Origin of the sequence: Sulfitobacter aestuarii, from assembly GCF_042685005.1 — a bacterium.
GTDB classification, from domain to species: domain Bacteria; phylum Pseudomonadota; class Alphaproteobacteria; order Rhodobacterales; family Rhodobacteraceae; genus Sulfitobacter; species Sulfitobacter aestuarii.
This window is the reverse complement of record NZ_JBHUMP010000012.1, coordinates 62,462-76,562: the sequence shown is the minus strand read 5'-3', so window position 1 is coordinate 76,562 and position 14,101 is coordinate 62,462. Positions and strand designations below refer to the sequence as shown.

12 protein-coding genes are annotated in these 14,101 nt (G+C 65.9%); 7 read left to right on the top strand and 5 right to left on the bottom strand.

What is annotated here, in order from left to right:
- Positions 1-145: 145 nt before the first annotated feature.
- From ACFSUD_RS13775 to ACFSUD_RS13765, 3 genes are read right to left on the bottom strand one after another with little or no spacing between them, the layout of a single operon-like run.
- Positions 146-1,063 carry an MBL fold metallo-hydrolase gene (locus ACFSUD_RS13775; protein WP_386375187.1) on the bottom strand — a complete coding sequence of 306 codons (918 nt, stop codon included), beginning with the start codon at positions 1,061-1,063 and terminating at the stop codon, positions 146-148.
- Positions 1,060-1,503 (bottom strand): DUF6691 family protein, encoded by a 444-nt coding sequence (locus ACFSUD_RS13770; protein ID WP_386375186.1) that lies wholly within the window; start codon positions 1,501-1,503, stop codon positions 1,060-1,062. The genes ACFSUD_RS13775 and ACFSUD_RS13770 overlap by 4 nt, the downstream gene beginning before the upstream one ends.
- Position 1,504: 1 nt before the next feature.
- Positions 1,505-1,939 carry a YeeE/YedE family protein gene (locus tag ACFSUD_RS13765; RefSeq protein ID WP_449343064.1) on the bottom strand — a complete coding sequence of 145 codons (435 nt, stop codon included), beginning with the start codon at positions 1,937-1,939 and terminating at the stop codon, positions 1,505-1,507.
- Positions 1,940-2,029: 90 nt separating this feature from the next.
- On the opposite strand from ACFSUD_RS13765, the gene ACFSUD_RS13760 reads away from it, so the two are divergent.
- The 7 genes from ACFSUD_RS13760 (at position 2,030) to ACFSUD_RS13730 (ending at position 10,537) form a co-directional block, all read left to right on the top strand.
- Complete coding sequence (locus ACFSUD_RS13760) at positions 2,030-2,332, top strand: ArsR/SmtB family transcription factor (protein WP_386375184.1); 303 nt, start codon at positions 2,030-2,032, stop codon at positions 2,330-2,332.
- A 111-nt stretch (positions 2,333-2,443) separates the two neighbouring features.
- On the top strand, positions 2,444-4,420 hold the full coding sequence (locus ACFSUD_RS13755; protein WP_386375183.1) for a CocE/NonD family hydrolase: 1,977 nt from the start codon (positions 2,444-2,446) through the stop codon (positions 4,418-4,420).
- Between the two features lie 109 nt (positions 4,421-4,529).
- Complete coding sequence (locus tag ACFSUD_RS13750; RefSeq protein WP_386375182.1) at positions 4,530-6,179, top strand: FMN-binding glutamate synthase family protein; 1,650 nt, start codon at positions 4,530-4,532, stop codon at positions 6,177-6,179.
- Positions 6,180-6,191: 12 nt separating this feature from the next.
- Complete coding sequence (locus tag ACFSUD_RS13745) at positions 6,192-7,907, top strand: thiamine pyrophosphate-dependent enzyme (RefSeq protein WP_386375181.1); 1,716 nt, start codon at positions 6,192-6,194, stop codon at positions 7,905-7,907.
- A gap of 116 nt (positions 7,908-8,023) precedes the next feature.
- Complete coding sequence (locus ACFSUD_RS13740; protein ID WP_386375180.1) at positions 8,024-8,950, top strand: LysR substrate-binding domain-containing protein; 927 nt, start codon at positions 8,024-8,026, stop codon at positions 8,948-8,950.
- Between the two features lie 71 nt (positions 8,951-9,021).
- A complete protein-coding gene (locus ACFSUD_RS13735) occupies positions 9,022-10,176 on the top strand; it encodes an aromatic ring-hydroxylating oxygenase subunit alpha (RefSeq protein ID WP_386375229.1) in 1,155 nt (384 codons plus the stop codon).
- A gap of 106 nt (positions 10,177-10,282) precedes the next feature.
- On the top strand, positions 10,283-10,537 hold the full coding sequence (locus ACFSUD_RS13730) for a hypothetical protein (RefSeq protein WP_386375179.1): 255 nt from the start codon (positions 10,283-10,285) through the stop codon (positions 10,535-10,537).
- 54 nt (positions 10,538-10,591) lie between these two features.
- On the opposite strand, the gene ACFSUD_RS13725 is transcribed toward ACFSUD_RS13730, so the two are convergent.
- Together ACFSUD_RS13725 and ACFSUD_RS13720 are read right to left on the bottom strand one after the other, a co-directional pair.
- Positions 10,592-13,009 (bottom strand): GcvT family protein, encoded by a 2,418-nt coding sequence (locus ACFSUD_RS13725; RefSeq protein WP_386375178.1) that lies wholly within the window; start codon positions 13,007-13,009, stop codon positions 10,592-10,594.
- Between the two features lie 67 nt (positions 13,010-13,076).
- Positions 13,077-13,943 carry a MurR/RpiR family transcriptional regulator gene (locus ACFSUD_RS13720; RefSeq protein WP_386375177.1) on the bottom strand — a complete coding sequence of 289 codons (867 nt, stop codon included), beginning with the start codon at positions 13,941-13,943 and terminating at the stop codon, positions 13,077-13,079.
- Positions 13,944-14,101 lie beyond the last annotated feature (158 nt).

The following is a 14,101-nucleotide window of genomic DNA, read 5'->3' as shown; positions in this document are numbered from 1 at the left end:
GACGGATTGATCTGGTACTCATTAAACACGCAGGACGGGAAAGTTGTTCCGAATGTGCAGCGCCGACACCCGTGCCACCAACAGGCGCACGGGCATTGCGACTTTGCCAATGGAGACCGCGACCGCTCCGGCCGTGGCACCCGGATCAGTCGAAGCGACTGACCGGCAGTTTCAGGTAGTGGTGACCGTCATTCTCCGCCGCAGGCAGCCGCCCGCCGCGCAGGTTGATCTGCAATGCAGCAAGGATGCGGTCGGGCAAGGCGAGGGTCTTGTCGCGCTTCTGGCGCCGTTCGATCCAGTCCTCGCGGCTGGTCCCGTCCTTGACATGAATGTTTTGAGCCTTGTGCTCGGCGACGCTGGCCTCCCATTGCGGCTCCTCGCGATCCTCCGTGCCATAATCATGACCGACATAGAGCCGCGTCTCGTTGGGCAGCGCCAGGATATCCTGGATCGACTCCCAGAGTTCGCCGGTATCACCGCCCGGAAAATCGGAGCGCGAGGTGCCGGTATCGGGCTGCATCAGCGTGTCATGCACGAAAGCGGCATCGCCGCAGACATAGGTGATCGAGCCGAGCGTATGGCCGGGTGAGAGCATCACCCGGACGTCCAGTTCACCGATCATGAAACTGTCGCCCTCTTCAAAGAGCCTGTCGAAATCGCGGACCGGATCGAAGGCATCCGGCAGGTTGTAGAGCTCCGCCCAGATCCCCGCAATCTTCGGGACCAGCGCGCCGATTGCATTGGGCGCGCCGGTGCGTTCCTTGAGCCTGGCCGAGGCCATGACGTGATCGGCATGGGGATGGGTGTCGAGCACCCATTGCACCTTGAGGTCGTTCTCGCGCACCAGATCGAGCACCTGATCCATGCTCTCGCTCGAAAACTTGTAGTTCTTCGGATCGAAATTCCAGACCACGTCGATCAGCGCCGCCTGCCGCGTCGCCGGATCGGCGCAGATATACTGGATCGAGCCGGTATCCGGCTCATAGATGCCCCAGACATCGGGGCTGCCCGCGCCGGTCGAGGGGGAATGGCGCACGACTGGGCTGTTCAATGCATCGCTCATGAGGCGTCTCCTGTACGAGAGGTGAGGGAAAGATCGGGGGTATGACGGGCGAGCCACATGCCGCCCAGCATGAAGGGCACGAAGACCAGCGTGCCCGCCGCGGCGATGGGCAGCGAAGTCAGCGCCGGACCGGGGCAGAAACCGCCGAGACCCCAGCCGATGCCAAAGATCGCCGCGCCGGCCATCAGCCGGGGGTCGAGGTCGGAGCGCGTTGGGATGCGGAATTTGCTGTCATAGAAGGGGCGCTCGCGGTGGCGCGTCAGCCAGGCGAAACCGGGCGCCGCCACCAGGATCGCACCGCCCATGACAAAGGCGAGGCTGGCATCCCAGCTGCCGAAGAGGTCGAGGAAGTTCAGCACTTTGGCAGGATCGGACATGCCCGAAACGATGAGTCCCAGGCCAAAGATCACGCCGCTGAGCAAGGCGAAAAGCTGTTTCATCTCAGCCTCCGATCACATGGCGGGTAAGGGTCACGGTGACGAAAGCCGCTGCGACAAAGATCGCGGTTGCCACGATAGAGCGGCCCGAGCCGCGCGCGATACCGCAGACGCCATGCCCGGATGTGCAGCCATTGCCATAGACCGCGCCAAAGCCGACCAGCCCGCCCGCGAGGGCCATCAGCGGCAGATTCGAGGGCACCCATTGCTGCGGCCAGCCGCCCAAGAAGACGAGCCAGAGCGGTGCCGCAAGCAGCAGGCCGAGCACGAACAGCGCCGAGACACCACGCGCCTCCCCGTCGCTGTCGCGCGCGAAAATCCGTGAGGTGAGGCCGCTGATCCCGGCGATGCGACCGTTGGTGGCCATCAGCAGGACCGCCGAGGCCCCGATCGTCATGCCGCCGAGCAGCGACAGCCATGGGGTGAACTGGGTTTCCATTCCGTGCCTCCTTGATTCCGGCGGGCGTCGCCATTGCATCGCCCTCAGACAGTGATATATTCCGGTTTCCTAATATTCAATAGTGCTAATATGACCGAGACCCCTGAATTCCGCGATGGTGACATCGACCGTGCTGCGAGGCTGATGGCCATGCTCGCCTCCAAGGCGCGGCTGCAGATCCTGTGCCGCCTTGTCGAGGGCGAGCTGCCGGTGGGCGAGCTGGCGCGGGATTGCGGCCTGTCACAACCGCGCATGTCCCAGCAGCTCAAGACGCTGAAGGAGGCGGGGCTGGTTTCGAGCCGCCGCGAGGGTCAGACGATCTATTATGCGATCGAGGGCCGGGAGGCCGCCGCCGTGCTGCAGACATTGCATGAGCTCTATTGCGCGGTCTGACCGGCGCGCGGATCGCGGAACTTGACCCCGGACAGGCGGCATGGGACCACCGGGGACAAGCCCGACCGCGCCGTGCCGATGGCATCGTCCCAGAACCGAAAAGGCCCGACCATGACCGACGAGACCCTCTGCGAAATCCAGCATGACCGCGACATGGGGATCACCCTGCCGGACGGCACCCGGCTGTCGGCGCGGGTCTGGATGCCATGCGATGCCGACACCCATCCGGTGCCCGCGATCCTCGAATACCTGCCCTATCGCAAATCCGACGGCACGGCGGCGCGGGATGCCGGGATGCACCCCTGGTTCGCGGAACGCGGCTATGCCTGCCTGCGCGTCGACCGGCGCGGCTGCGGCGAGAGCGAGGGGTTGTTCGACGATGAATATTCCGAACAGGAATTGCAGGACGGCGAAGACGTAATCGCCTGGATCGCGGCGCAGCCCTGGTGCAGCGGCGCGGTGGGGATGCAGGGGATCTCCTGGGGCGGGTTCAACGGGTTGCAGATCGCCGCCCGCGCGCCCAAGGCGCTGAAGGCGGTGGTCACCATCGGCTCGACCGTCGATCGCTATGCCGATGACGTGCATTACAAGGGCGGAGTGCAGCATTCAGACAATATCAGCTGGGCCGCGACGGTGCTGTCCTGGTTCTCGATGCCGCCCGACCCGGCGCTGGTGGGCGAGGATTGGCGCGCGATCTGGCTTGAGCGGCTCGAGAACACGCCGCCGCTTGCCCGCACATGGGCCCAGCATCGCGACCGTGACGCCTATTGGAAACACGGCTCGGTCTGCGAGGACTACGCGGCGATCAAGGCGGCGGTGCTGGCCTTCGGCGGACTGCATGACGGCTATCGCAACACCATGCGCCATCTGGTCGAAAACCTCGATGCCCCGGTCAAGGGCGTGGCCGGGCCCTGGGGGCACAAATACCCGCATGTGAGCAATATCGGCCCGTCGATCGGCTATCTGCAGGAGGCGCTGCGCTGGTGGGATCGCTGGCTCAAGGGCATCGAGAACGGGGCGGAGGAGGATCCGGCCTGGCGCGCCTATGTGATGCAAAGCGCCCATCCCGACCCGGCGGCGGATCACCGCGAGGGCCGCTGGATCACGGCGCGGTCGCTGCCCGCGCCTGACGTGGCGCTGGAAGAGCTGGTCCTCGGTCGGGATCTGGCGGGCGCGCTGCCCGCGCGGATCGACCCCGATCTGCGCCATGGCGAGCAATGCGGCGAATTCTTCACCTTCGGCTTCGGACCCGGCGAACTGCCCGACGACCAGCAGCCCGACGATGCCCGCAGCGCCTGTTTCGACGGTGGACCGCTGGCAGTGGGGCGCGACATCACCGGGCGTCCGCGGCTGCGCCTGAGACTGTCGGCGGACCGACCGCGCGCCCAGCTCGTCGTGCGGCTCTGCGATCTGCGCCCCGATGGCAGTTCGATGCTGATCTCCATGGGGCTTCTCGACCTGCGCAACCGCAACGGGTTCGAGACCAAGGAGGATCTGACGCCGGGCGCAGATGTCGAGGTGACGCTGAGCCTTGACGAGACCGCCTATCACCTGCCCGCCGGGCACCGGCTGAGGCTGGCGGTGGCGGGCAGCTATTGGCCCTATGCGTGGCCCGAACCGCAGGCCGCGGCGCTGACGCTGGAGAGCGGCACGCTCGAGCTGCCGCTGCGCGCGCCGAGTGAGGGCGATGAATGGCATTTCCCGCCGCCGGTCTCCGCGCCGGCGCGCCGCAGCCGCATCCTGCGCGCGGGCCATGACGAGAAACGTCGCGAGACCGATCCCGACAGTGGCATCATCACGCTCACCATCGCCTCCGATCACGGCCGTATCGAGGATCTCGAAACCGGGTTAATTACCGAAAGCGCCGTGCGCGAGACCTGGCGCATAGACCCGGCCGATCCGGCGCAGGCAGAGGCAGAGATCGAATGGCAGCGTGGTTTCGGCCGGGGCGACTGGCTCGTCACGACGCAGGCCCATACGCGGATGACAGGCGGGCCGGAGCATTTCGACATCCAGCAGACGCTGATCGCCCGGGAAGGCAGCGAGATCCTCTTCGAGCGGACCTGGGACCATCAGGTGCCGCGTTAGGGTCGGCAAGGGCCGCAGGTTCCGATCCGCCGACCTCGGAACCTCGCCAGACCTGCCGTGTTGAGCCTGCATCCCGGCAGGTCGAAGAGCAACACGGCGGACAAGTCACATGGCGGACATTCTGAAGCGCGCATCGATCCCGCTATTCGCGCTCGCGCTTTCGCTTCTGGCCATCCTGCTGGCGATACTGGTGAGCCCGGGCTTCCTCTGGGTCCTCGCCGTGACGCTCCCGGTCATGCTGCTCGGGCTCTACGATTATCTGCAACGCAAATGGGTGATCACCCGGAACTATCCGGTGGCGGGGCGGATCCGATGGATCTTCTACGAACTGCGGCCCTATCTGCGCTCCTATATCGTCGAGGACGATCTGCACGGCACGCCCTATCCTTTCGATGCGCGCAACCTCGTGCATGCCCGTGCCCGAGGCGAGACCGACACCCATCCCTTCGGCACGGAACGTGACACCGACGATGCCAACCACCATTGGTTGCTTCATTCCATCGCCGCAGAGGAAAACCCCGAAAAGAACCCGCGGGTCTCGGTCGGCAACGCGCAGACGGCAAAGCCCTATTCGGCCTCGGTGCTCAACATCTCCGCGATGAGCTTCGGCTCCCTCAGCGCCAATGCGATCCGGGCGCTGAACTACGGTGCCCGGGAAGGGGGCTTTTATCACGATACCGGCGAAGGCGGGCTGAGCGCGCATCATCTGGCCCACGGCGGCGATATCGTCTGGGAATTGGGCAGCGGCTATTTCGGCGCGCGCGACGACAGCGGCCGGTTCGACCCCGCCGCCTTCGCCGAGACGGCGCAGCACGATGCCGTGAAGATGACCGAGATCAAGCTGAGCCAGGGCGCCAAGCCCGGCCATGGCGGGCTGCTGCCCGCGCCGAAGGTGACGCAGGAGATCGCCGAGGTCCGCAAGGTTCCGGCGCATCGCGACTGCCTGTCCCCGCGCAGCCACAGCGCTTTCTCCACCCCGGTCGAAATGCTCGAATTCGCCGCGAAGATGCGCGATCTCTCGGGCGGCAAGCCGGTGGGGCTCAAGCTCTGCGTCGGCCAGCCCTACGAGGTCTTTGCAATCATGAAGGCGATCCTCAAGACCGGGATCACCCCCGAATTCATCGTAGTGGACGGGGCCGAGGGCGGCACCGGCGCGGCACCGGTCGAATTGTCCGACTGGGTCGGCCTGCCGCTCTCCGAAGGGCTGGTGCTGATGCGTAACGCGCTGGTCGGCTGCGGGCTCAAGGACCGGATCAGGCTGGTGGCGAGCGGCAAGATCTATTCCGGCATGGGGCTGGCGCGGAATCTGGCGATGGGGGCCGATTGGTGCAACGCCGCGCGCGCCTTCATGTTCTCGATCGGCTGCATCCAGGCGCAGCGCTGCCATCTCGGCACCTGTCCGACCGGCGTGACGACCCAGGACCCGCATCGCCAGCGCGGGCTGATCCCCGAAATCCAGGGCCGCCATGCCGCGCGGTTCCATTGCAAGACCGTCGAGGCAATGGTCGATATGGTGGCCAGCGCCGGGCTGACCCATCCGCGCGATTTGCGCCCCCATCACCTGATGCACCGCGTTGGCCCGGAGAAATCCGCCCCGATGGACCGTATCCACGCCTTCCTGCCGCCAAATGCGCTGCTCGAGGCACCCGAAGACACCGCCTATGCCGATTGGTGGCGCGCCGCGCAGGCAGAGAGTTTCCAACCGGCGATCGACCTCGCGGATCGCCGCGCCTCCACCGAAGCGGAATCCCGATCCTGAAAGGAGAACGACATGGCCAGAAACGTATCAGAAATCATCGTCGAGACGATCGAACAGGCGGGCGCGAAGCGTATCTGGGGCATCGTCGGGGATACGATCAACCATTTCACCGATGCGGTGCGCACATCCTCGCTGCGCTGGATGCACGTGCGCCACGAGGAGGTGGCCGGCTTTGCCGCGGGTGGCGAAGCCTATGCCACCGGCGAACTGGCGGTCTGCGCCGGGACCTGCGGGCCGGGCAGTCTGCATTTCGTCAATGGCATCTTCGAAAGCCACCGCAACAAGGCGCCGGTGCTGCTCATCGCCTCTGACGTGGCGCGCAGCGAGGCCGGGCTCGGCTTTCCCCAGGAGGTCGATCAGCGGCGGATCTACGAGCAATGCTCGGTTTTCTGCGAATATATCTCGCATCCCGATCAGGCCCGCCGGATCACCACCATGGCGGCACAGGCGGCGCTGACACAGGGTGGGGTCGCCGTGGTGATCGTCAACGGCGACATGTTCCGCGAGACCGGCAAGGACGAGCTTGCCTGGTCGGTGCACCGTCCGGTGCCCCATGTGAGGCCCTCGAATGCGGATCTCGACCGGCTGGCGCAGATGATCGACGAGACCGACAAGGTGACGATCTATGCCGGGATCGGCGCGCGCGGGGCAGGGCGCGAGGTCGCGGCACTGGCGCAACGGCTGCAGGCACCCCTCGCCCATACCAGCCGCGCCAAGGAATTCATCGAGCCGGACAACCCCAACAACGTCGGCATGACCGGGATCCTCGGCAACAAGGCGGGTATGCAGGCAATCGACGATTGCGAGCTGATGCTCTGCCTCGGCAGCGACTTTGCCTATACCCAGTTCTGGCCGCAGCAGGCCAAGGTCGTGCAGATCGACATCGACCCGACAAGGCTCGGGCGCCGTGCCCCGGTGCATATGGGTCTGCTCGGCGATGTCCGCGCGACTGTCGAGGCGCTGCTCGACCGGGTGGCGCAGAAGCAGGACGACAGCCATCTCCAGGCCGCGCTGAAGCAATGGCAGGCGGATCAGGAGACCTACGAGGATCGGGCCTCGGAGAAGGACGAAGACCTCATGCATCCGCAATTCGTCGCGCAGATGCTCGACCGGCTCGCCGCCGACGATGCGGCCTTTACCGGCGACGGCGGCAGCCCGATGGTCTGGGGCCTGCGCCACATCCGGGCGACCGGCGCGCGCAGCTTTCTCTTCAGCCTGATGCACGGCACCATGGCCAATGCCTATCCCCAGGCGATGGGCATCGCCGCGGCGCAGCCCGACCGGCAGGTCCTCGCGCTCTGCGGCGATGGTGGGCTGACCATGCTGCTGGGCGACATCCTGACGCTCCGGCAGGAGAAACTGCCGGTCAAGCTCCTCGTCTTCAACAACGGCTCGCTGGCCTTCGTGGAGATGGAGCAGCGCGTCGAAGGGCTGGTGGACGCCTATACCGGGCTCGACAACCCGGATTTCGCCGCTTTGGCACAGGCCTGTGGCATTGCCGGGCACAAGGCGACATCGGCCGCGGATCTGGAAGCGGCCATGACCGCCTGGCTCGCCGAGGACGGTCCTGCGCTGCTCGACGTGCCGGTCAACCGGATGGAACTGGTGATGCCGCCGGAGATCGAGGCCGGTCAGGTCGCCTCCACGGCGCTCTTCGGGGCGCGGGCGGTGATGGACGGACGGATCAAGGAGGTCGTCTCGCTGCTGCGCGACAATTTCCTGCGCTGAGCCGCGCCGGGGGAGGTCAGGGCTCTGCGGCCCGGTTGCCATCGCGGCTCGACATGCCGCTTCGGAACCGCCAAGGTGAGATGAATGCCTTTCACCTCACCGGTCCTCCCGCGCCCATGTCCCGCCGCCATTACAACCTGCCCTCGCTGACCACCCTCGCCGCTTTCGAAGCGGCGGCGCGGCGTCTCAGCTTCAAGGAGGCGGCGCAGGAACTCTCGGTCACCCCCGGCGCGGTAAGCCACCAGGTGCGCGCGCTGGAGCAGGAGCTCGGCCTGCCGCTCTTCTTGCGCCGACATCGGGGCGTAGAGCTCACCGGCGAGGGCGAACAGCTTTTCCAGTCGCTCGCGAGCTCCTTCGCGCAGATCTCCCGGAGCCTGCGCTCGCTGCGTGCGCACGGGACCGGGCAGGGCGTCTCGATCGGCGCGACCTCGGCGGTCTCCTCGCTCTACCTGTCTTCGGCGGTGCTGCGGTTCTGGCGCGAGCATCCCGAAGCCAATGTCTCGCAACAGGTGCAGGACGGCGCCCTGCGCGATCTGCCGAAGATCGACATGTATATCCGCTACGGTCGCGAACGGGGCAGCGCGCTGGAACAGATCGAGCTCTACCAGGACCGGCTGGTGCCCGTCGGCAATGACGACATCGCGGCGCGGCTTCAGGGCTGCACGCTTGCGGAACTGGCGCGCGAACGGCTGATCTATCTCGACTCGGTGGACCGGTCCTGGACCGGCTGGGCGCAATGGTTTCGCGAACTCGGCTATGGCGGGCCCATCGCCAGAGGGCTGCGGGTGAACAATTATTCCGTGGTCCTGCAGGCGGCGCGCGAGGGCGCGGGGCTGGCGCTCGGCTGGCAGCGGCTGGTGACGCCGCTGCTCGGCCCCGGCAGGCTGACCCGGATCGCCCCGCACAGCCTGCGCGCCCCGCACAGCTTTTACCTGATCAGTCGCCCCGATGCCGAACTCTGTACATCGGGACAGGCGCTCAAATCCTTCATCATCCGCGAGATCGCCAGCGGTACGGATGAGATAAGCTCATCTGTCGGCTAAAATTTCGCCTATTGAGCGGCAAGCCTTTCCGGGCTCATCATGACGGGCACAATGCGGCGGGAGGCGTGATGATGAACCAGCAGATGTCACTCGGCGAGGTCATGACCTCCGTCAACCTGGCGCGCGGCCTGCCCAATGCACATTACATAGATCCGGCGGTCTTCGCGGAGGAGAAAAACAGCGTCCTCTTCGCCAACTGGGCCGGGATCGGTTTCGCCAAGGATGTGCCCGAACCCGGCGATGCCAGGCCCATCGAGTTTCTCGGCATGCCGCTGCTGATGGTGCGCGACCGCGATGGAGCGCTCAACGTGTTCCAGAACACCTGCCGCCACCGCGGCATGATCCTGGTCTCCGCCCCGACGAAGATCGGCGGCGCTATCCGATGCCCCTATCACAGCTGGTGCTACGCGTTGAACGGCGCGCTGCGCGCAACGCCGCATGTGGGCGGGCCGGGGCAGAACCGGCATGAGGATATCAACAGGGACGATCTCGGACTGGTCCGCATCCGTTCGTTCGTCTGGCGCGACGTGGTCTTCGTCAATATCGACGGCACCGCCCCGGAGTTCGAGGAGGTCCATGGCGACCTGATACGGCGGTGGCAGGAATTCGACCAGCCGCTGCATCACGACGGGGGGGCTTCCTCCTTCACGCTCGACGTTGCCACCAACTGGAAACTGGCGGTCGAGAATTACTGCGAGGGCTATCACCTGCCTTGGGTCCACCCCGGTCTCAACAGCTATTCCCGGCTCGAAGACCATTACAATATCGCCGAGCTCGGACGCTATTCCGGTCAGGGAACGCTGGTCTATCGCCAGCTCGAGGCCGAGAATGGCGACAGGCTGCCGGATTTCGCCGGGCTCGGTGCGCAATGGGACGAGGGGGCGGAATATGTCGCGCTCTATCCCAACGTGCTCTTCGGCGTGCAGCGCGACCATGCCTTCGCCATCGTGCTGGAGCCGGTCGAATCTGGCCGCACGATCGAGCATATCGAGCTCTATTACGCCGCCCCTGCCGAGGACATGCCGCAGCTCGACGCGCTGCGCAAGATCAATGCCCACCGCTGGAAGGAGGTCTTCGAGGAGGATATCTTCGTTGTCGAGGGCATGCAGAAAGGCCGTCAGGGCGTGCTGTTCGACGGCGGACGCTTCTCTCCGGCGATGGACGGGCCGACCCACAATTTCCATCATTGGGTAGCGGGGCAGGTCGCGCGCGGGCGCGCGCCGTGAAATGTAACGCGCGGGCGCGCGCCGTGAAATGTAACGCGCGGACGTGCGCCGTGAAAAGTAACGCGCGGGCGCGCGCCGCCAGTAGCCGCGCGAGTCGGCGCTGAACATGGACCGCGCCACGCTGGATCGGGCCTTGCTGCAGGCCCATGAACAAGCCGACAGCATCGCGCTGGTGCAGCTCTACAGCCTCGCGGCGGACCAGCAGGAAACGGCGGGCCATGTCGACGCCGCCTGTTTCTATCTCACCCATGCCTTCGTCTTCGCGCTCGAAGCGGGCCTGCCCGAAGCCGCTGTCCTCAATCGGCGGCTGGCAGCACATGGGCGGGTGGACCTCCTGCCCGAAGACACCCGGCCCGGCTGAGCGCCATCACGCGCCCCACCGCACTGCCTTTGCCGTAACCCGCGCCGCGACGCCTCAGCTTCGCAGCCGCAGGCCCGCCGCATCGAACGGCGGTTCCGCAAGGATCCGCGCCTCATGCGGCCGCCCGAGGATCATCACCTGCACGCGATCGCCCGGCCCGGCGCGCTGCGGATCCACAAATCCCAGCGCCAGCGACTTGCCGACGCAATAGCCAAACGCGCCGGAACTCACCCGCCCGAGAGGCGCACCCCCGCTGGTGAACACCGGCTCGCCGCCGCTGGCATCGGCATTGTTCACCGCATCGATCTCGAAGATCGAGAGCAATTCCCGCGGCGCCTTGTCCCTGAGTGCCAGATAGGCCTCCTTGTGCAGAAAATCCTTGTTGAGCTTGATCAGCCCGTCGAGCCCGACCTCCTGGGGCCAGTATTCCTGTAAATATTCCCGCCCCCAGGAGCCATAGCCCTTCTCGATCCGCAGGCTGCCGAGCGCGCGACCGCCCACCGGGCCGCCGCCAAGCTCATGCGCCCCGGCGAGCAGGGCGGTGTAGAGCGCGGTCTGATCCGCCGCGTCGCAATGCAGCTCCCAGCCGAGATCCCCGGTGAAGGAAACCCGGAGCGCCAGACAGGAGATCCCCGCAACCGCGATGCGCCGCGACCGCATGAAGCGGAAGGCCTCATTGGACAGGTCCGTCTCCGTAAGCCGCTGCAGCAACTCGCGCGACCGCGGCCCGGCGATGTTGAAGCCGCAGATCCGGTCGGTGGCGACCTCGCATGTCGTGGCCTCGGGCAGGGGCACCATGTTGAAGAAGCGCCGGTGATAGCGTTCGGCCATCCCCGAGCCGACCATCATGTATTCATCATCGGCCAGCTTGGTGATGGTGAAATCGCCCGCGATCCCGCCGCGCACCGAGATCAGCGGTGTCAGGCAGGAATGTCCGGTCTCGCTCGGCACCCGGTTGGCGACAAGCGCGTCGAGCCAATCCCGCGCGCCCGGTCCCTTGATCACGTAATTGGCGAAATTCGAGATGTCGATCACCCCGACATGCGCGCGCAGCATCCGCGCCTCACGGCCTACCGGCTCCCACCAGTTCTGCCGCGTGAAACTGTTGGAGTCGCTCAAGCCGGGCTGCTCGGCGAACCAAAGCGGATGTTCCCAGCCGCAGTTCATGCCAAACACCGCGCCCATCTCGCGCTGCATCGCATGGGCCGGACGCAGCCGCGCCGGACGGCCCGCCGCGCGTTCCTCGTTGGGGAAGTGGATCGCGAAACGGTGGGCATATTGGTCCTGCACCCGGGCCTTGGTGAATTTCCTGTCGGCCCAGTCGCCGAACCGGGCGAGGTCCCAGGCGAACATGTCATATTGCGGCTCGCCCTCGATCATCCATTGCGCCGAAAGCAGGCCGAGCCCGCCCGATTGCGAAAAGCCGGGAATGATCCCGCCGCAAAGGAAGTAATTCCGCAGCTCCGGCACCGGTCCCCAGAGCGCATTGGCATCCGGCGACCAGATCATCGGCCCGTTGATCACCCGTTTCACCCCGGCGGTCGCGGCACAGGGCACCCGCTCGGTCGCGCGGATCACGTTTTCCATGATCCGGTCGAGGTCGTCGGGGAACAGCTCATGGGCGAAATCGAGCGGCGTGCCGTCTTCGGCCCAGAAGCGCATGTCCCGCTCATAGGCGCCGATCAGGAAGCCGTTTCCCTCCTGCCGGAAGTAATATTCGCCGTCACGATCCGCAATCGAGGGCAGGCGACGGTCGAGCCCGGCGACCTCCGGAATCGTCTCGGTGACGAAATACTGATGCTCGGTGGGTTGCAGCGGCAGGGTCAGCCCGGCCAGTGCGGCGACCTCACGGCCCCAGAGCCCGGCGGCGTTGACCACCCATTGCGTGTGAATGTCACCCTTCTGGGTGCGCACGATCCAGCGGCCGTCGGGCTGCTGCTCGGTGCCGGTTACCGGGCAGAACCGCTCGATCTCGGCCCCGAGCGCGCGGGCTCCGGCGGCATAGGCCATGGTGACACCGGAAGGATCGACATTGCCGCCATCGGGCTCGAACATGATGCAGCGCACATCGTCGAACTGCGCCAGCGGATGCAGCTCGCGGGCCTGTTCACGGCTGACCTCGTGAAAATTCAGCCCGTAATACCTCGCCTTCGCCTCCTGCAGGCGCAGCTGGTGTTCGCGCGCCTCGGTCTGCGCCAGATAGAGCGAGCCCGGCTGGAAAACCCCGCAGCCCTGGCCGGTCTCCTGCTCGAGCTGCTTGTAGAGGTTCATCGTGTAATGCTGGATGCGGGTGATGTTGCTGTTGTCGTGCAGCCCGTGAATATTCGCCGCCGCGTGCCAGGTTGAACCGCTGGTCAGCTCGTCCCGTTCGAGCAAGACCACATCCCGCCAGCCGAGCTTGGCGAGGTGATAGAGGATCGAGCAGCCGACAATGCCGCCGCCGATCACCACGGCCTGCGCATGTGTCTTCATGTTGTTCTCCTGTGAGCTGAAGGGCGGGGGACGGATTTGCTGCGCCGGTACGGAGTGGCGGGGCGGATCATGCGCGATAGACCCCGAGCCGACGGCTGCTCGCCTCGACCGACTTGATCCGCGCCTCCGCCGCATCGCCGAGCTCCGCGGCGAGCATGCTCATCATCGCTTCGAGCAGAACCAGCGTCGTGGCATAGGAGGGGAAGAAATGCGGGCTCTCCGTGGGCAGGACGAAATACTCGCTGGCAAAGGGCAGGGCCGGGCAGGTGTGGGAATCGGTGATCAAAAGGACGAAACCGCCGCGCTCCGCCGCCAGCTGCGCGGCGCGGATCGGGGCGGCCGAGAACAGCGATTTGGAAATGAGGATATGCACGTCTCCGGCGGCCTCATCGCTTATCGCCCGGGCGGCATCCTGTTCGTCGATCAGCCGCCAGTCGTCGCAGATCCAGCCCGCCATCTCCTCGAGATATTTCGCCAGCCCCCGCGAGGTGCCTCCCGCCAGCAGTCTGACACGGCGCGCGGCCGCAAGCCGTTTCACCACCCGCTCCAGCCGAGCGACATCGAGCCCGCGGGCCAGCTCCTGCAAGTTGTCGATACTCTCGGAAGCCTGCTGGAAGAACAGCGCGCCAAGCCCGCTTGGCTGTTCCGCGGCCGAATGCAATTGCCGGGCCTTCCCCGAGAAGCTGGTCGCGGGCGGCGTCAAGCTCTGTCGGCAGAGCTGGCGGATCTCTTCATACCGCGCCAGGCCAAGGGCGCGGGCCAGCCGCGAAAAGGTCGTCGGAGACAGGCCGCTCGCCGCGGCAATCGCCCGCAGGCTGCTGGTGGCCACATCGACGGGCCGGGCGACAACGAAATCCGCCGCCTTGCGCAGCCCGTCGGGCAGCGCCCCGTAATGGGCGGCCACAAGATCCGTGATCGAGCTGGGTTCGGCCATGAGCGCAGTCTTCGAGGGTTGCTTCGGGTGAATGAGTTGCATTTGTTTTTCGATCTGTCAATCATAAGTACAAATGATACATTCAGTCGTTTGGGTGCGGTCCAGACCGATAAGCCGGATTATGTGAAGGTTTTGGATCGATGGTGAGAATGAGGGAC

Coding starts and splice junctions, on each gene's coding strand:
- ACFSUD_RS13775 (WP_386375187.1), bottom strand. CDS start 1,063: ATGAGCGATGCATTGAACAGCCCAGTCGTGCGCCATTCCCCCTCGACC.
- ACFSUD_RS13770 (WP_386375186.1), bottom strand. CDS start 1,503: ATGAAACAGCTTTTCGCCTTGCTCAGCGGCGTGATCTTTGGCCTGGGA.
- ACFSUD_RS13765 (WP_449343064.1), bottom strand. CDS start 1,939: ATGGAAACCCAGTTCACCCCATGGCTGTCGCTGCTCGGCGGCATGACG.
- ACFSUD_RS13760 (WP_386375184.1), top strand. CDS start 2,030: ATGACCGAGACCCCTGAATTCCGCGATGGTGACATCGACCGTGCTGCG.
- ACFSUD_RS13755 (WP_386375183.1), top strand. CDS start 2,444: ATGACCGACGAGACCCTCTGCGAAATCCAGCATGACCGCGACATGGGG.
- ACFSUD_RS13750 (WP_386375182.1), top strand. CDS start 4,530: ATGGCGGACATTCTGAAGCGCGCATCGATCCCGCTATTCGCGCTCGCG.
- ACFSUD_RS13745 (WP_386375181.1), top strand. CDS start 6,192: ATGGCCAGAAACGTATCAGAAATCATCGTCGAGACGATCGAACAGGCG.
- ACFSUD_RS13740 (WP_386375180.1), top strand. CDS start 8,024: ATGTCCCGCCGCCATTACAACCTGCCCTCGCTGACCACCCTCGCCGCT.
- ACFSUD_RS13735 (WP_386375229.1), top strand. CDS start 9,022: ATGAACCAGCAGATGTCACTCGGCGAGGTCATGACCTCCGTCAACCTG.
- ACFSUD_RS13730 (WP_386375179.1), top strand. CDS start 10,283: ATGGACCGCGCCACGCTGGATCGGGCCTTGCTGCAGGCCCATGAACAA.
- ACFSUD_RS13725 (WP_386375178.1), bottom strand. CDS start 13,009: ATGAAGACACATGCGCAGGCCGTGGTGATCGGCGGCGGCATTGTCGGC.
- ACFSUD_RS13720 (WP_386375177.1), bottom strand. CDS start 13,943: ATGGCCGAACCCAGCTCGATCACGGATCTTGTGGCCGCCCATTACGGG.